Source organism: Globicatella sanguinis, from assembly GCF_002847845.2.
GTDB classification, from domain to species: domain Bacteria; phylum Bacillota; class Bacilli; order Lactobacillales; family Aerococcaceae; genus Globicatella; species Globicatella sanguinis.
The window spans coordinates 988,341-1,007,056 of record NZ_CP126962.1 but is presented as its reverse complement, the minus strand read 5'-3'; the positions used below and the strand labels follow the sequence as shown (position 1 = coordinate 1,007,056).

Here is an 18,716-nt window from a genome sequence, read left to right as displayed (position 1 = left end):
AAATAAAAGCGCAGTGGTTGAGTGGCCTCAAACTGCGTCTTAATGAGGTTAGGCATAAATTGGATAAATTCAACTAAGTGTTTGCTTGGTAATTAATAGCGCAGTGGTTGAGTGGTCTCAACCTGCGTCTTATAGACTTGATTGAGACCTACTCAACTGTGCGGGGGTGGACAGACGAAGCGAAAATCATTCAATTTTCTACTTCTGGTCTACTCCCAATTTAGTTTCCTAAGACAAATAAACAGGCAGCCGAAAAAGTATCGGTTGCCTGTTGTTTATATTTTTTAAGATTTTCGTTTAAACGAAATCACGATTTTAGTTAGAGGTTAAGCCTTAACTTGAAGTATGTCGTCAATTATCATTCGTTTTTCTACTTCTGGCCCATTCTCAACTTTGTAGCGGTGAACAGACCAAGCAAAATCATTTGAATTTCTACTGTTGGTCCACTTTTAAAACCGATTTAGAAAACAATCGCTAGACTATAAAAAATACTAAAAATTAATAAAGCGGTACTCAAATAATTAATTTTATTTTGACGTTGTTTTTCATTATCTACTTGCACAATAGCAGGAATAATACTAAATAATGTAATGAAAACATAAGCAATTTGTGCTAAAAAATAAGATTGGCTTGGTAAAGTGAAATATACGCCAGCAAATATGGCTACAATCGCTAATCCAATGCCGGTCCAATGATACAGTGTCGATTGTTTCTTTCTAGTAATTAATAAATAGCGTAAGTGATTGATTTCAATCGTGATGCCTGCTGTAATTAACGCAAGAGGAATCAATAACAGTAAAAAATTGGTAGTGATACTCGTCGTTTGACTATAGTATGCTACCGTATTTAAAATAAAAGCATTAAAAAAGATGGTCAAAATATATTGATAAAATGTATTCACAATTGGAAAAGGTATATATTGAAAATGAATATAGGCAATATATAAAAGTAACAGTAAATTAATAATCCAGTTATTTCTTAAAATAAAAATAACCGATGTGATGATTAAAATACCTTCACAAACATATAAGATAAATTCAGGTGTACTTTTGTGATTCCGTTGTACATTTCGCTGGTGAAAATAATGATCAATTAATTGTGAACTGACAACTATCACAAATAGTAAAAGAGCATTTATCCAGTTTGGTGATGCAGCTGAACTCAACCCCACGATTGTTCCAACACCAATCAAAGTAAATGGTGCTAAAAAAATCTTGACAAGGGGGTTTTGTAACAACTTGATAAAAGTAGTCATAAGTAACAAATCCCTTCTGAATATCGACATAATTTTATAAAAAGCTATTCATTATCTCTATTTTAAGTTATAATCGATAATGTTACAACTCAAAATTCCCGATAGGGTTCACTTTCTTCAAAGTGAAAATGCCTTGTAACCAAAATGAAATAATGGGGGAAAGAAAAATGACAGAAAAAAGATTATTTACGTCAGAATCAGTAACCGAGGGACATCCAGATAAAATTGCCGATCAAATTAGTGATGCGATTTTGGATGCCATTTTAGAGCAAGATCCAAATGCTCGGGTTGCGTGCGAGACTGCGGTTAATACCGGTTTAGTATTAGTGTTTGGAGAAATTACTACTTCTGCGTATGTTGATATCCAACAAATCGTTCGTCAAAAAATTGATGAGATAGGATATAATAAACAACAATATGGGTTCGATGCGAAGACTGTAGCGGTATTGGTCTCACTAGACGAGCAATCACCCGATATTGCTCAAGGAGTCAACAATGCGATTGAAACCCGTGATCAAGATTCAGAAATCGAAATCGGAGCGGGTGACCAAGGATTGATGTTTGGTTATGCTACGGATGAAACACCAGAATTAATGCCACTTCCGATTTCACTTAGTCACCAATTAGCATTAAAATTAGCTGAAGTTCGTAAATCAGGCGAGTTAAATTATTTAGGACCCGATGGCAAAACACAAGTCACCATTGAGTATGATGAAACGGGAGTAGCGCAAAGAGTCGATACTATTGTCATATCAACGCAACATACAGAGGACGTGACTTTACAACAAATTCATGATGATGTGATTGCCCATGTCGTCAAACCGATTATTCCGTCTGAATTATTAGATGATGAAACGAAATATTTTATCAATCCAACCGGTAAATTTATTATTGGTGGCCCAGTAGGTGACTCAGGCCTAACAGGACGTAAAATTATTGTCGATACATATGGTGGTTATGCACGACATGGTGGAGGAGCTTTCTCAGGGAAAGACGCAACGAAAGTCGACCGCTCAGCCAGTTATGCCGCTCGCTATATTGCGAAAAATATTGTAGCAGCTGGTTTAGCTAAGCGTTGTGAAGTCCAACTGGCTTATGCGATTGGGGTGGCCGAACCTGTTTCGATTTCAATTGATACCTTTAATACCAGTGAGATAACAGAAAGTAAATTAATTGCTGCTGTTCGCTCAACATTCCGCTTAACGCCGAAAGGCATCATCGAAATGTTAGACTTATTACGACCAATTTATGCTCAAACCGCAGCTTATGGACATTTTGGTCGTCGTGATATTGAATTACCTTGGGAACAAACAGATAAAGTAGAGGCTTTAAAAGCAGCTATTAACGCATAACATAAAACGTAGACTAGATAAGGGGATGGTACTTTATCATAGTCTACGTTTATTTTTCATTTAATTTTTTCGATTATTAATAACATGGGTGGCTGATTTTGTTGATTAATAAATTCATATTGTAGGACTTGGTATTCTTTTTGAGACCATGTCGATAAGACATCGAATAATTTTTGCTTTTCAATCATACCTGCTGGATGCCCAGAATAAATCACTAATAAAATCTGACCTCTTTTAACTAATTTTTCGGCAATCTGTTCAATAGCCGACAGTGTACTATGAAAATGAGTGGTAATGTCATGGTCACCACCAGGTAAATACCCTAAATTAAAGATAGCTCCAGCAATGGTTGGTTCGCTGATTATCTTTTCTATCTGATCATGACTCTTTTCAATTAAACTGACTAATTGATATTTTGGATGCGACTCAAGTTTTGCACTGGAATTGAGAATGGCCTGTTTTTGAATATCAAAGCCATAAACATGTCCTTTAAAATGAGGTTGATTGATTATAAAATGAGTATCATTGCCATTACCTAAGGTAGCATCAATATAAGTGCCATTAGGGAAACGTTGAATTAAATCTGCTAGCAGTTGATGGCTAAAGTGTAAAGCATTTTTCATAACAACTCTCCTCGTGTTTCAATTATATTACAATCATTAAGCTTTAACGATAAATCATCGGAATCCCTATAATTATAACTTAATTTGGGTTAGAATAAAACATGAATATAATTTAGGAGGCGAATCGAGTGCCAGTTCAATCTAGACGCGTTACAGTAAAGAAACAACAGAGAAATAAACAAGTTGAACGAATGAAAAAAATTCGTAAAGCTTTTAATATTGGATTAATTATGTTTTCAACGGCAGCATTTATTGAATCCACAACGAAGCCATCTAATGTTATGGCTCAAACGACATCTAATACACGATTAAGTAAGAGTGAATTTTTAAACCTTGTCACAGATAGTGCTAAGAAAATTGCCGCTTCTAATGATTTATATGCATCTGTTATGATCGCTCAAGCCGTATTAGAATCTGGATGGGGAAATTCTACCTTAGCAAGAGCGCCATATCATAATTTATTTGGGATTAAAGGAAGCTCATCTGATAATACCGTTAATATGGACACTTTAGAAGATGATGGTACTGGCAATTATTATGTAGCCAATGAAGCATTCAAACGTTATGATGATTATGCCGGCTCATTACAAGATTATGCTAATATTTTAACAGGGGATAATGGTGCCAATAGTTGGCGCCATAATTATTATTTAGGGGCACGTGTTAGCCAAACGAATAGCTATCAAGATGCCACTCGCCATTTAACCGGTCGTTATGCGACGGATACTTCTTACGCATCGAAGTTAAACGCGATTATTCAACAAAACAATTTAACTGCCTATGATACAGTAGCTAATCAGTCAAATAATAATCAAAATAATAATAACAACCAAGGTGGTACTGAAGAAAACACGACTAACAATGGTACGACCACCAATTATGTGGTTGAAGCTGGAGACACTTACTGGTCATTAGCGCGTAAATTCGGTGTGGATGTTAAATCATTACAAAATGCGAATAATGCGACGAATGGCAATTTATTTGTAGGTCAAGCGATTCGTATTCCTGGAGTAGCGAATACAGAAAAAAATGAAACGGAAAAAGAAACCACCGTTGAAACGCCAACACCATCTAGTCCAGAATCAACAGCTAATGGTAGCTATAAAGTAGTGGCTGGTGATTCATATTGGCAGTTAGCTAAAAAGTTTGGTGTGAGTGTAGCAGAATTACAAAAATTAAACAACACGACCTCAGCCCATTTATCTGTAGGTCAATCATTAGTTGTTCCTGGACAAAAGTCAGCTGAAAAACCAGAAACGTCTAAACCAGAAACGCCAACAACCCCTACTCAACAAGGTCAATATACCGTTAAAGCGGGGGACACCTATTGGTCATTAGCACGTCGATTGGGTGTTAGTGCGGGTGAATTACAACGTTTAAATAATACTAGTTCTTCTAGTTTATATGTCGGACAAAAATTAGTTGTTCCGGGTCAAACGACTCAAGCATCAACTGAAAATAACAGTCCTAAAGAAGAGTCTACTAACTCAACGCCAACCAATACTAAAGGTAACTATACTGTAAAAGCGGGCGATACTTATTGGTCATTAGCTCGTCGATACAATGTTTCCGTTGAAAGTTTAATGGCTCAAAATGGACAAAATTTAATAGCTGGTAAAGTCATTACAATACCAAGTGTAGCAACTACTCAAACGGATTCGACGTCAGTTACAGAAAAAGAAGAAGCAACGACGACACCAGTATCAACTTCCAATGGTAATTATACCGTTGTAGCAGGAGATACCTTATGGTCAATCGCTAGCCGTCACCAAACAACTGTTGGCCAAATTTTAAGTGCCAATGGACTAGCTGAAGGAACGGTATTACATCCGGGTCAAAGTTTAGTGGTTAGTGGTTCAACAGTAGCTAATAATAACACTAGCAATGAACCAACGACGTCAACAAGCACAACAGATACAACAAGCGCAACGACGACCGTAACAGAAACTCCAGCACCAACTACAACTGTAACGTCAACTACTGGTAGTTATACCGTAGTAGCCGGTGATACTCTTTATAGCATCGCAAGACGATCAGGTATCGATGTGAATACATTAATTGCAGCTAATGGTGGCTCAACGATTATTTCTGTCGGACAAGTTATTAATTATTAATAAAATTTTAGGTAATTTAAAAGACAATATCCTTTAAGCATTAACGCTAAAGATATTGTCTTTTTTTTATTGATAAAATAGGGGTGAATGACCAAGCCATTTCTGCCTATTAGTCCTGAATTCCCGCACTCCTAACGAGGCGGGATTTTTATACGGAGTGATTCAAATAAAACTTCTTGCTTATGAAGTATTTCTCCAATGGTCATACCGAACGAAGGATGCACAAAACATTCAATCCGATTGAACGCTTCTAACACTTCGTCTAACGTATGCTCCTTAAACAAATTTGCTTGTTCCATCCGACGTTTTAGTTCCGACACTAAAATTAAAGCTAAATACTGTACAAATATTTTCCCTTCTAATCCCCGTTCGGAAGAAACCCTTAACCGTCGCATATTCAAGCGGTCTTTTAAATTCATAAAGGCTTTTTCAACTTGATCTTTGTCTCGATAATGACTGAGTACTTGAGCGCTTGTCATCCGACTATTCGACAACAAAACAAAATAGCCCGCATAAGCTAACTTCTCAGCGATTGCCTCATCCTTCATGCTCACTGAGACGACCTTACCTTTTTCTTTTGTGACTTTAAAGTAAGTGTTATAAGCCTTTTGATGAGCTTCAATTAAGTGATTCGTTTGTAATTCGCGTTCCCAATCCTGAAGCTGTTTATGGAAGCGAATGCGTTCCTCGGTAGCTCGCTCACTATTTAAGTAAGCATGGAGGGTCACCGGATAACCGGATGTTTCCGATGCTTTGAACACTTGATTGATGGTAAGTTGTTGACGATATAAATTGGTCGCACCATCATAGTGTTGAGGATGTTCCATCGTGGGTGCCATTTGACTCAAAGCTTCTTTCACATACTTAAGCGATACTTTGGCCCCTTGAATAAAGGTAATGCCTTCACGACACATCAACAAAATATTCTCCGCTTTATAAAACCCACGATCTAAAACGAGTTGAATCGGGCGATCCGTTAACTCATCAAACAAACTCATCAGCCAAGGTAAGGTTTTAGCGTCGGGTATATTGCCAGCTAACGGTCGATAGAGAACAGGAAGTCTAGACTCACTCCCAAATAATAGTGCTAGGTTAAGTTGAGCGAGTAAGTCATCTTCCTTGTTGTACCCATACTGCACTTGGCGTAACTTTTGTGAATAGCTTGAAATCGTGGTGGTATCATAAAACCAATAGGACTCCTCTGATTGACGCGCAACTTGAGCCTTAAAAAAAGCTTGTTTTTCTTTTTCGGTAATTCGCTGAAACAACTCACTAATCCGTTGTGAGGTTAAGCTACTTAAATCAAACGGCAGATGATGAAGTTCGGCCCATTGATTAAATTTCTGCATCGAACTAGAAGGAGCTAAAACCAAATAATAAGCTAACCCTAATAATGCTTGATAATCATCAGGGAACATAGCCTTTAAATCTTCTGTTAAACCAACTTCTTTTGCCAGTTGAGACAAAGTATAAGTTGCCCCATAAAAGGAACGTTTAATTTCTGTTAAGAGTGGCATAGAAACGGCGGTTGTTTTTTTCTTTTTCATTCGACCATCGGTCGGAACCATCTTACCTGTTTCAGGATCAAGCTTACCGACTAATTTTCGTTTAGCACGTGATTGTTTTTTCTCAGAATCCCAATAAGCAATGGATTCATAAAAGTAGGTATTTCCAGTCCGCTTATCGAATTGTTTAATCAAATTAGGTTGTTTCTTTTTCGTCATCGTTCTCACCTCGTTACGATAATAATAACACATAACGAGGATAAAGGGAATAAAAAAGTGCTCTAAAGATTATACAATCAATCTTTTGAGCAAGTTTCCTTGTTATGAGTCGCGGGAATTCAGGATTAGTTCAAGAGAACCAATACAAATGCCCCAGCCATTTCTGCCTATCTCGCCAAGAATATCGATGAGAATCAACAGAGAATTTTCTGTTACCAAAAAGTATAGAGTCTTTTTTAAACGATTACGGCGCTTGTTCTCCATATTTTTGTATGGTTGTAAAAGGTTGGGATTCGATTTTTACATTTTCAGTTAAATTAACACATAGAGGGGCAATTTCAGCCGGTGTTAAATCAAACTCATTTTGAACCCATTCTGTTAACACATTAAACACACTACCGACCACGCCCCGTATCAGATAGCGATCGGTGATATGTTCAATTGGATTACAAAAAACTTGATTTAAATAGTCTAAAAAATGGGGATTTTCTTTAGTTGACAATAATACTTTAGCCGCCTCTTGATGTTCAAAGATAAATTCAAAGAGTGCCACCCAAAATGTTTGTTGTTGATTATCAATTAAGTATTTTAGATTTGATTGGAAAAATTGTCTGAAATAATCATCATAAAGTTCATGGTACAAGGCAGTGATGGATGGATAGTTACGATAATAAGCCATGCGCGAGACACCGGCTCTTTTAGTTAAGGAAGTGACTTTAATTTCTTCGACAGAATTTTCAGCTAAAAGTTGCATTAAGGCTGTTTTTAAAGAATCTTTTGTTAATTGATTTAATTCTTGATTATTGTTTTTCATAAAATTTACCTCCCTTTAGGTAAAGATGTATCATTTTTTCAAAATCTGTCACAACACAATCAAAATTTATTGCACAAAAATCGACTTGGTGTTACTATTGTAACACCAAGATGATTAAATGTATAGAGGAGAACTATATGAGATTACATAAATTAACCCAACTAGCGATTGAAAGGATTGAGCGAGGCGAATGTTTATTACAAGCTGAAGACTTCGTCAATCAAGAAGCTGCAGCGGGTCAAAGTGACGGCACGATTTTACAACTAGTAGATAATGATAAAAAATTTATTGCGAAAGCTATTGTTGGTCATCAAAATAAAGGCATTGCTTGGGTCTTTACTGATCATGAACGCATTTATTTTAATCAAGATTTTATTGAAAATGTCATTGAAGATGCGATTGAAAAACGCCAAGAATTTTTTGATAGTGAAGAAACGACAGCTTTTCGTCTGTTTAATGGTGAAGGCGATGGTTTAGGTGGCCTCACCATCGATTGGTATGATGGTTTTATTCAAATTAACTGGTATAATCGCGCAGTCTTTGCCGAACGAGCAACCTTTATCAAAGTCTTATTATACTTTTTACCGCAAATTAAAGGCGTTTATGAAACCAAACGGTTCAAATTGATTGAAGCAGAACAACCGATTGAACATACTTATGGCGAGGTAGCGCCACAACCGATTGAAATCTTAGAAAACAATATTCGTTATGCGATTTATTTAGGTTCAGAATGGATGACCGGTTTATTTTTGGACCAACGTGAAGTACGTCAATTTATTCAAAGTCAAGTAGCCGGAGCGAGTTTATTAAATCTATTTAGCTATACCGGTGGCTTTTCGGTAGCGGCCGCTGTGGGAGGAGCTAAGCATACAATCAGTGTGGATGTAGCGAATCGTAGTTTAGAAAAAACGACTGAACAGTTTGCCTTGAATCAGATCGAAGCGCCAACGGAAAATCATGAGATTCGAGTCATGGATGTCTTTGACTATATTCAATATGCAAAACGTCATCAACGAACTTTTGATTGGATTGTTTGTGATCCACCTAGTTTTGCTCGCACGAAAGATTACTTATTTAGAGCAGAAACCGATTATCGTCAATTAGCGGCAGATTTGTTTGAACTAACAGCTCCCGGTGGTTTTTGTGTATTAAGTACCAATCATAGTGGTTACCCTAAAGAACTATTTATGGATGATATGAACCAAGTAGCTCTTGCAGCAGCAGGAGAATATTATTTAATTCAATCATTTGGTTTACCGGATGACTATCCTACGTCTGCTGATGAAGCGAGTCAATATTTAAAAGTTTTGGTTTATTATCGAGCACAGTAGCATAAATGAGGTGAGAAAGTGAGTTATATTGAATTTAAAGATGTGGTCAAAGAGTATCACACTGGAGAAGTGGTGACTCGAGCTAATGATGGCATTGACTTTACGATTGAACGTGGCGAATTTGTTGTCATTTTAGGACCATCAGGTGCCGGAAAATCGACTACATTGAATATTTTAGGTGGAATGGATCAAGCGACCAGTGGTCAAGTTTTGATTGACGGCGAGGATATTGCGCAATATAGTGAACGCAAATTAACCACTTATAGACGCAATTCTGTTGGCTTTGTTTTCCAAAATTACAACTTAGTTCCTAATTTGACTGCTAAGGAAAATGTCGAGTTAATGATCCAAATTGCAAAATCAGGTATGAATGCTCAAAAAGTACTAGAAGATTGCGGACTGGGGCATCGCTTAGACAATTTTCCGGCGCAATTATCAGGTGGGGAACAACAAAGAGTTTCGATTGCTCGGGCGATTGCGGGGCAACCCAAATTATTATTATGTGATGAACCGACCGGTGCCTTAGATTATGAGACAGGAAAACAAATTTTACAGTTATTGCAAGATACATCGCGTAACTCCGATACAACCGTGATTGTCATTACTCATAACTCAGCAATTGCGCAAATGGCCGATCGCGTCATTGAGATTCGTAACGGAAAAGTAAAATCAGAACGAGCCAATGAACAACCCAAGTTAGTAGCGGATATTACATGGTAGGTGAGAATGATGAATAAAGTTATATGGAAAGATAACTTAACAGAAATAAAAAAATCTTGGCCGAGATTTCTATCCATTCTACTCATTATGTTATTAGGAGTCGCTTTTTTTGTCGGCATTCGGGCTACGAGTCCTGCCATGGTAGAAACGGCACGTCAATTTTATGAGCAATATCATTTGCCTGATGGCCAAATTCTATCGACTTTAGGTTTAAATGAGGATGATATTCAATTAATTGAAGAAAAAGGACTCACTGTAGACCCCTTAAAAGCTTTAGAGACCACCTTAAACCCATTATCTGAACGAGTTAAAGTGTATCCTAATAATAATAAAGATTATTTCTTTGCAGTGGAAGGCGCATTGCCGCAAAAAGCAGATGAGATAGCCTTGGATATTAAATATCGTCAATCAGACATAAACATTGGGGATGTCGTTGAATTAGAACAATTCAGTGCCGCTCCTAAAGAAGATGAAGACACCAATTTGGAGGGGTTACAAGCCCCCTACTTAACCCGTACCCAATTTAAGGTGACTGGTTTTGTTGATACACCACTGTATTTTTCAAAAATTAGTCGTGGTGTTAGCAATATTAATGGCTATGTTTTAGTGATGCCAGAAGCGGTTGCAGGCGATATTTATACTGAAGTCCTTTATTGGTCAACAGAAGCCGGTCGTTATCGCGCCTATTCTGACCAATATAATCAAGTGATGGATGATGTCCAAAGTGATTTAGAAGCAGCATTCGCCGAACGTCCAGAAATTCGTCTACAACAATTAAAAGATGACTTGAATTTAACTTTATCAGATGGAGCAAAAGAAATTGATGAAGGCTATGCTGAATTAGCAAGTGCTGAAAAAGAATTAGAATCAGCCAAAGAAGAACTTTCAGAAGGTCAATCTCAATATGAATCGGGCAGTGAAGAACTGGCCAAAGGCTATGCCGAATGGGCATCAGCTTCGACAAAATTAGCCGATGGACGGAATGAATACCATGATGGCTTAGCAGAGCTTGAAAGTGGTGAAGCAGCTTATCAATCAGGTTTGAAAGAAATTGAAACACAAGAAGCAACACTAAATAATGGTGAAGCCGAGTATCAAGCAGGTCTGGCAGAATATCAGTCAGGAGTAAAAACCTTTAATGAAAAAATCAGTAGTGCTCAAAGTGAATTGTCACTTAATAAAGCAAAATTAGATGAAGCCAAAGAGCAACTGGATGCTTCAAAAGCACAATTAGATGAAGGTTGGACAGCGTTAGAAAGTGGTAAAGCTGAATTAACGAAAGGCCAAGAACAAATGGCTAACGAATTACAGCAAAAGATTCCGAATTTAGCAGAGAATTTAAGCAACTTAAAAACACAAGCCCAACAAGGACAATTTGATGAGCAAACAAATCAAAAAATATTAGCTGAATCGACGTCTCAAGGGGAGTTAACTGTTATTTATTTACAACAACAATTGACACAGTTGACCAATCAAAAAACCACTCTAGAATCGCAAATTAAAGCTGCTCCCGAACAAATTAAGCAAGTCAATGCCGGTATAGCTGAAGTGGAAGCAGGATTAGCAGAACTTAATGAGCATTTAACACCATTAGCCGAATCTGAAAGTAGTTTAACCGAAGAGTTAGCAACAGTGGAAGCAACGGTCACCGAACAACAAGCAATCGTTGATCAGGCACAACTAGCTTATAACGAAGCAGTGCAAGCGCGCGATGAACAGGCGACTCAATTAGAAAATTTAGATCCAGAATCAACAGAGTATGCGACGGTTGAAGCACAATTACAAGAAGCTGATGCATTGGTGACGCAGACTCATAATACGCTGACGGCTGAACAAGCAACATTAGCACCGCTTATAACTACTCGCGATGAACTGTCAGCTCAACTAAGCACCATTTCAGAGCAAAAAACGGCGTTAACTAACCAAGTAACTGAGCTAGAAAGTCAAAAAGCAACTTTAGAAGAACAATTGGCGGGACTTAACCAATTAATTAGTCCGGAAACAGCTAAAAAAGTTGAACAATTAGCCGGGGCCATAGCTTCATTACAAACCCAAATTGAAGGCTTACAAGCTGGTCTTCAAGCATTTGCTACGGCTCAAGCAGAAATCGCAACGAACGAAGCGACTTTAAATAAAGGGCAAAAAGCCTATGAACAAGGTTGGAATGAGTACGCAACTGGTCTTAAAGCCTATCAAGAAGGTAAAGCTAAATTTGATAAAGAAAAGCAAGCAGGTCAGACTGAACTTGACACTGCAAAATCAGAGTTAGCAACAGCCAGAGAAAAACTCGACAATGGTTGGAGTCAACTGAATGCGGGTAAAGAACAATTAGCTTCATCCTTCAATGAATTAGCCACAGGACGAGAAAAATTAGCCACTGCCCTACAAGAAATTGAAGACGGTGAGACTCAATTAGCTGATGGCTTAACTGAACTTGAAGACAGTCAAAAAGAACTAGCAGACGCTAAAAAAGAATTAGAAGATGGCCAAAAAGAGTATGAAGAAAATCTCGCAAAATTCAAGTCAGAGAAAAAAGATGCTTTAAAAGAATTGAAAAAAGCCGAAGCCGATTTGGCAGATGGCCAAAAAGAAGTCGATGACTTAAAAGAACCGACTTATTATTTAAATCAACGTGATAGCTTTGACTCTTATGATAGTTTGTATGATAATGCGAATCAAATTAAGCAGATTAGTACCGTCTTTCCACTCTTCTTCTTTGCGATTGCGGTGTTAGTGACCTTTACAACGATTAAACGAATGGTTAGTGAACAACGTAATTACATGGGAACGATGAAACAAATGGGTTACCCTAACCATGTCATCCTAAGTAAATTTGTGATGTACGCCTTATTAGCCACGGTCATTGGGACAGTCATTGGGATTGAATTAGGGTATCGTATTTTCCCACCAGTGATTATGAATGCTTATAATAGTTTATTCCACTTTGATAGTGCGGTAACCGTGCGTTCGCATGAATTGAATGGGTTAGTTGCCTTAATTGCCTTATCGTGTGCCTTGATTCCAGCGATTTGGACGCCATTACAATATTTAAGAGAACAGCCGGCTCGATTATTACGACCAGAACCACTTAAAGCAGGTAAGAAAACGATGATTGAACGCATTGGATTCATCTGGAATCGACTTTCCTTTAATCGTAAAATGACCATTCGGAATCTTTTACGTTATAAAGGACGAAATGCCATGACATTGGTAGGTGTTGCGGGCTGTACGATGTTAATCGTCACTGGATTTGGTATTAGTGACACGATTGATGGATTAGTGGAAACACAATTCAAGCAATTACAACGTTATGATGCGGTATTATATTTAGATGAGGATGCTGAACAAGCAAAAAAAGATCAAGTCATTGATGAAGTGTCCCACCATTCTGAACTCGATAAAACGTTAGAAATTCATTCAGCTAATTGGCAAACCGACACTAATGCAGCGGTGCAAAGCGTTTCGGTTATCGTGCCTTTAGATGATTATCAAGGGTTCTTAGATATTCATGAAAGACAAACACCAGAGCAATTGATTGATTTGAGTCAAGAACAGGGTGCTGTTATTTCTGAAAGATTATCCGAATATGTCAATGTCGGTGTCGGTGATATGCTTCATTTAGTCGATAATGACGGTAATGAAGTAGATATTCCCGTCAGCAAAATTGTAGAAAATTATATCGAACACTATGTTTACCTTTCACCGGAAAATTATCAAACAATCTTTGAGGAAGAACCAACCTTTAATGCCTTATTGATGCAATATGGTGCGAATGCAGATAGTCATCAATTAGAACAAGATTTTTCGGATAAAGAAGCCGTGTTAACTTACTTAAGTTTAGATTCGATAGAAAACAATGTTCAAGAAACAATGGGAAGTTTAAATGTCATTACCTTAGTATTGATTATTTCAGCGGCCGCCTTAGCCTTTGTCGTCTTGTATAATTTAACGAATATCAATGTTTCAGAGCGACTACGAGAATTATCGACAATTAAAGTATTAGGGTTTTATAACCGTGAAGTCAGCATGTATATTTATGATGAAGTATTGATTTTAACTGCGATTGGTTCAGTGATTGGATTGGGCCTTGGTGTTATCCTCAATCAATATATTTTAAAAACAATTCAAATGCCTAATTTATTCTTCTATCCGATCATTAATTGGCCAAGTCACTTGATTTCGGCCGCAATGACCTTCTTATTCTCTTCAATTGTCATGCTCGTAATGCATCAAAAATTGAAGAAAATCGATATGGTAGAAGCCTTAAAAGCAGTAGAATAGTCGCAGAAAATAAAAAACAGTTAGGAAAGCTGAAGATGATTCAGTGACCTAACTGCTTTTTTAATAAAAAAAGAACCGGAGAAACACCGGTTCTAATAGATAGGGATTGGATAGAAAGTTAAGTGAAAGTACTGTTCTTCAATTAAATTTCTCATCCTGCACAAAATAATCTTCTTTACTTGACTAGGGAGTCTAAAAAATGAATTGTTGTGCAATATATTATTTATTAAGTCTGTGATAGGATAATAAAGTTTTTAAAATATTTAGGAGAGAGAAGTTTGCTCCTATCACAAGCTTGTCTTTATTATAGGACGAGTAGTTAAAAGCAACTTAAAATTTTGCGTAGATATGTAAAATATATCTGTAACTAAAACAAAAAGTCAAGAATATTGGCATAAAAAGCCAAAGCGAATTATACTAAAGAGTAAGGAGTGAAGTTATGTCAATCAAATTAGCATCATGGAATGTCAATGGCATTCGTTCAGTATTAAATAAAGGCGCCTTACAAAGTTATCTGGAGGAGTCCAACCCAGATATTATTTGCTTACAAGAGACCAAAGCCCAAGAAGACCAAGTGGATTTTGACTTTAGTGAGTTAGGATATTATGAGTATTGGAATTCAGCTGTGCGCAAAGGATATTCAGGCACCGCTATTTTTACTAAGATAAAACCATTATCGGTGACATATGGTATTGGCATTGAAGATCATGACCAAGAAGGGCGTGTGATAACCTTAGAGTTTGCCGATTATTATTTAGTAACGGTTTATACACCGAATGCGAAACGGGACTTGACTCGGTTAGATTATCGTCAACTTTGGGAAGATGATTTCCTCGCTTATTTAAATACTTTAAATGCGATTAAACCGATTGTATTTTGTGGGGATTTAAATGTTGCTCATCAAGAAATTGACCTAGCAAATCCTAAAACGAATACTAAAAATGCTGGTTTTACGATTGAAGAACGCACTAAATTTTCACAAGTCATCGAAGCTGGATATGTTGATGTGTTTCGTTATCGTAACCCAGAAGTGACCGGTGCTTATACATGGTGGAGTTATATGAATAAAGCACGTCAACGTAATGTTGGATGGAGAATTGATTATTTTGTCGTCTCACCAAACATTATTGATCGTATCCATGATGTCAAAATAAGACCTGAAGTAATGGGCAGTGATCATTGCCCAATCGAATTAGAGATAGGAGAATAATTATGTCAGTTTATAAATTATATTATGATTCAAAAGATGCCGTTTCACAAAAATTCATTGATGAATTAGAAGCACAAGGTGTTGAATATGAAAAAGTAGATGTCAGTGAGTCAGAAGCTAATCGTCAAGAGTTTGAAGCCTTTAAAGCCCGTCGTATGGAATTTGAACCCTTTAAACAATGGGGACAATCTGGACTGCCAGCAGTTTTATTACCCAATAACCGCATTATTTTTGAGTTAATTGACTTAAATGGAACCTCTTGTTCATTAACACCAAGAGATTGAGGGAAGTAGGAGGGAGTTTTATGGAGTATTCTCCATATCAGACAGTTGAAGAGATACATAATCGTGCAATTGAAGGATTAGGTATCCCTTTTAAAGAAATGATGTTGTCAAATAATATTGAAGAGGTTAAGTCTAATAAAGCAACTGCAGGAGATGCATGGGAAGCTTGGTTTAAAGTTCCCAAAAATTCTGTTGCTGGAGCAGATTTAGTAGAAGCAGGGGTTGAATTAAAAGCAACACCATATAAACAAAATAAGAATAGTACATATTCTGCTAAAGAAAGACTAGTTTTCAATATTATTAATTATGAAGAAGAACTTGGTAAAACATTTGAGACATCTTCTTTTTGGTTGAAAAATAAATTAATTGAATTAGGTTTTTATGAGTACAATCCTAAATTACCACGAGATGAATGGTTCTTTTCGCATTGTGCTTTATTTACAATACCAGAAAGTGATATTGAAGAAATAAAAAATGACTGGCAAATTATTCAAGATTATATTGCTCAAGGAAAAGCTCATGAGATTTCTGAAGGGCTGACTAATTATTTAGCGGCATGTACTAAGGGAGCAAATAGAAATTCTATTCGTAGACAACCATGTAGCGATATACCTGCGAAACAAAGAGCATATTCTCTGAAAGCTAGTTATATGACAGAGCTTTTAAGAAACTATATTTTAGGAACAAAAGTTGATGAGGCAATTAGATTAGAACCTTTTGATTTTCCTTTACGCCCAGACCTAATTGATGAAGTGGTCGAATATCAGCACGATAAAAAGGTGAAACAACCAAGTGAAAAATTTATAAAAGGAAAAGAATCTTTTTCTCAGGTATTGCTTGGTACATTTAGTAAATATACAGGGATGAGTTTAAGTCAATTAATTTTTAAATTTGACTTACGAGAAAGTGCATCTGGAAACTTTTCTAAATCAATCATTCCAATGGTTGTCAGTAGAATGTTAGATATTCAAAATAAAATTGAAGATTTAGAAGAAATTAAAAAAGCCAATATTCAAATTAAAACTGTACGTGTCCAAAAAAATAAACGTATTAAAGAAAGCATGTCGTTTCCAGCGTTTAATTTCGAAGAGTTATCACAACAAAATTGGGAAAGTTCCGATTTAAGAGAATTTTTCGAGATAAGTCGATTTTTATTCATTGTATTTCAAGAAAATGAAAATGAAGAATATATTTTTAAGGGTGCAAAATTTTGGAATATGCCGATTTCTGATTTAGATAATCAAGTCCAGGAAGTCTGGCAAGATACCGTGGATATATTAAATACAGGGGTCGAATTACAATACAATCCCACTAGTAAGAGAGTGCATAATAATTTCACCAAGATTAGTGATGATAAAATATTGTCTGTTAGACCACATGCAGCTAAAGCTAGTTATTTAGAGAATAATCCTAATGCTGATAGATTACCTGTTCCAGCAAAATGGACTAATAAGCCAGATCAGTTTAGCAATCAATGGATGACTAAACAGTGTTTTTGGTTGAATAATAATTATATTGAAGAACAAATTTCAGAATTAATTGATTAGGGAGCTAGTTTTAGCTCCTTTTTTCAAGTGTAAAGTCTTATTTTTACGTATTTAAAATCGATAAACATTTTTGAGTTGATCTTTTTTTGTTATTCATGTATAATTGGTAAAGTGTAAGAAGAGGTGATAGAGTGGAACAAATAAATGTTTTAGAATTATTTGCTGGAGTAGGTGGTTTTAGAGTCGGACTCGAAAAAGCAAATGATAAATTATATATAACCAAATGGAGTAACCAATGGGAACCATCAAGAAAGTCACAAGATGCTTTCGAAGTATATCAATATCATTTTCCTGAGAGTGAAAACATAAATGAAGATATCGCAACTATTTCAGATGAAAGATTTTCAGCAATGGATGCTGATATGATTGTTGGAGGATTTCCATGTCAAGATTATTCCGTAGCCAGAAGTAAAAAGAATGAAAAAGGAATTGAAGGGAAAAAAGGAGTTTTATTTTGGGAAATAATTCGAGCAACAGAAGCCATTAGACCTAAATATTTAATTTTGGAAAATGTGGATCGTCTGTTAAAAGCTCCTTCAAAACAACGTGGAAGAGATTTTGCTATTATGTTAACAGCTTTTAATAATTTAGGTTATTCAGTTGAATGGCGAGTTATTAATGCTGCAGATTATAGTGGCGCACAAAGAAGAAGAAGAGTATTTTTCTTTGTGTTCAGAAATGATTTACCATATGCATTGAATTTGGATGAAAAATTTGAAGATAATCCTGATATTATTTTTGATGAAAATAGATACAACAAATATATTTTTAGTGATGGTTTATTTGCGAAAGAATTTCCAGTGTTACCGATACCTAATAAAGAACGTAAAGTTTTTTATGAATTACCAGAAGACATTGTAGAAGTATCAGAAAATTTTTCTGGAACAGTATGGAATACCGGTATTATGCGACACGGTAAATTTTATTCTATCGATACAATACCTTACGATAAAGAAAATCCGATTCCTTTAAAAGATATTATACAATCCGAGAAAGAAGTACCTAGTAAGTATTTTATTACAGATAAAGCAAAATTGGAGAAATTTCAATATCTGCGTGGAGCTAAAAAAATATTAAGAACCTCTACAGATGGACATCAATATTACTATTCAGAAGGTGGTATGTCACCTACAGACGATTTAAATCTTCCAGGTAGAACAATGTTAACTTCTGAAGGAACAGTCAATAGATCTACACACTTCATTGAACAAAATGGAAAATATAGATTACTAACACCCATTGAAGCTGAAAGATTACAACATTTTCCTGATAATTGGACTGCCAAGAAAATGGTGAATGGTGAGGTTGAAGAAGTATCGGATAAAATGCGAATGTTCTTTATGGGAAATGCACTCGTTACGATGGTCGTCGAGAAAATTGGCAAGGGTATTGAAAAAATAGAGAAAGAATATCAGTAATATAGTATTTTAAATATAAAAAAGGGACTTGAAAAATATTTTC

The 18,716-nt window shown here is 36.2% G+C and carries 13 protein-coding genes and 1 riboswitch; of the genes, 9 read left to right on the top strand and 4 right to left on the bottom strand.

The annotated features are described in order from the left end of the window. Positions 1–460: 460 nt before the first annotated feature. The gene (locus tag CYJ72_RS04325) at positions 461–1,255 is read right to left on the bottom strand and encodes a hypothetical protein (RefSeq protein WP_066126881.1); all 795 of its coding nucleotides are present in this window, start codon (positions 1,253–1,255) and stop codon (positions 461–463) included. 77 nt (positions 1,256–1,332) lie between these two features. Then, a riboswitch (SMK box riboswitch) is annotated at positions 1,333–1,425 on the top strand. On the opposite strand from CYJ72_RS04325, the gene metK reads away from it, so the two are divergent. Next, positions 1,423–2,607, top strand: coding sequence for a methionine adenosyltransferase (gene metK / locus CYJ72_RS04320; protein WP_066126879.1), 1,185 nt, complete (start codon positions 1,423–1,425; stop codon positions 2,605–2,607). (Overlaps the previous riboswitch by 3 nt.) 56 nt (positions 2,608–2,663) lie before the next feature. Here metK and mnmM read toward each other — a convergent pair whose 3' ends face one another. Further along, positions 2,664–3,230 (bottom strand): tRNA 5-(aminomethyl)-2-thiouridylate-methyltransferase MnmM, encoded by a 567-nt coding sequence (mnmM, locus tag CYJ72_RS04315; protein WP_284630680.1) that lies wholly within the window; start codon positions 3,228–3,230, stop codon positions 2,664–2,666. A 128-nt stretch (positions 3,231–3,358) separates the two neighbouring features. On the opposite strand from mnmM, the gene CYJ72_RS04310 reads away from it, so the two are divergent. Further along, on the top strand, positions 3,359–5,344 hold the full coding sequence (locus CYJ72_RS04310; RefSeq protein WP_284630678.1) for a LysM peptidoglycan-binding domain-containing protein: 1,986 nt from the start codon (positions 3,359–3,361) through the stop codon (positions 5,342–5,344). Between the two features lie 131 nt (positions 5,345–5,475). On the opposite strand, the gene CYJ72_RS04305 is transcribed toward CYJ72_RS04310, so the two are convergent. Together CYJ72_RS04305 and CYJ72_RS04300 are read right to left on the bottom strand one after the other, a co-directional pair. Further along, the gene (locus tag CYJ72_RS04305; RefSeq protein ID WP_284630676.1) at positions 5,476–7,068 is read right to left on the bottom strand and encodes an IS1634 family transposase; all 1,593 of its coding nucleotides are present in this window, start codon (positions 7,066–7,068) and stop codon (positions 5,476–5,478) included. A gap of 244 nt (positions 7,069–7,312) precedes the next feature. Further along, positions 7,313–7,882: a TetR/AcrR family transcriptional regulator gene (locus tag CYJ72_RS04300; RefSeq protein ID WP_066126660.1), complete on the bottom strand. Its 570-nt coding sequence runs from the start codon at positions 7,880–7,882 to the stop codon at positions 7,313–7,315. Between the two features lie 137 nt (positions 7,883–8,019). Between CYJ72_RS04300 and CYJ72_RS04295 the strand changes: the two genes are divergently transcribed. The 7 genes from CYJ72_RS04295 (at position 8,020) to dcm (ending at position 18,673) form a co-directional block, all read left to right on the top strand. Continuing rightward, positions 8,020–9,213, top strand: coding sequence for a class I SAM-dependent rRNA methyltransferase (locus CYJ72_RS04295; RefSeq protein WP_284630674.1), 1,194 nt, complete (start codon positions 8,020–8,022; stop codon positions 9,211–9,213). Between the two features lie 18 nt (positions 9,214–9,231). Continuing rightward, positions 9,232–9,933, top strand: coding sequence for an ABC transporter ATP-binding protein (locus CYJ72_RS04290; protein ID WP_066126656.1), 702 nt, complete (start codon positions 9,232–9,234; stop codon positions 9,931–9,933). A 9-nt stretch (positions 9,934–9,942) separates the two neighbouring features. Further along, a complete protein-coding gene (locus CYJ72_RS04285) occupies positions 9,943–14,214 on the top strand; it encodes an ABC transporter permease (RefSeq protein ID WP_284630671.1) in 4,272 nt (1,423 codons plus the stop codon). A gap of 445 nt (positions 14,215–14,659) precedes the next feature. Beyond that, positions 14,660–15,424, top strand: a complete 765-nt coding sequence (locus CYJ72_RS04280) for an exodeoxyribonuclease III (RefSeq protein ID WP_066124570.1) — start codon at positions 14,660–14,662, stop codon at positions 15,422–15,424. A gap of 2 nt (positions 15,425–15,426) precedes the next feature. Beyond that, positions 15,427–15,708, top strand: a complete 282-nt coding sequence (locus CYJ72_RS04275) for a hypothetical protein (RefSeq protein WP_066124566.1) — start codon at positions 15,427–15,429, stop codon at positions 15,706–15,708. A gap of 20 nt (positions 15,709–15,728) precedes the next feature. After that, entirely contained in the window at positions 15,729–17,255 is a 1,527-nt protein-coding gene (locus tag CYJ72_RS04270; RefSeq protein WP_284630669.1) for a MutH/Sau3AI family endonuclease, read from the top strand. A gap of 140 nt (positions 17,256–17,395) precedes the next feature. Continuing rightward, a complete protein-coding gene (dcm, locus tag CYJ72_RS04265; protein ID WP_284630880.1) occupies positions 17,396–18,673 on the top strand; it encodes a DNA (cytosine-5-)-methyltransferase in 1,278 nt (425 codons plus the stop codon). The last annotated feature ends 43 nt before the right edge of the window (positions 18,674–18,716 follow it).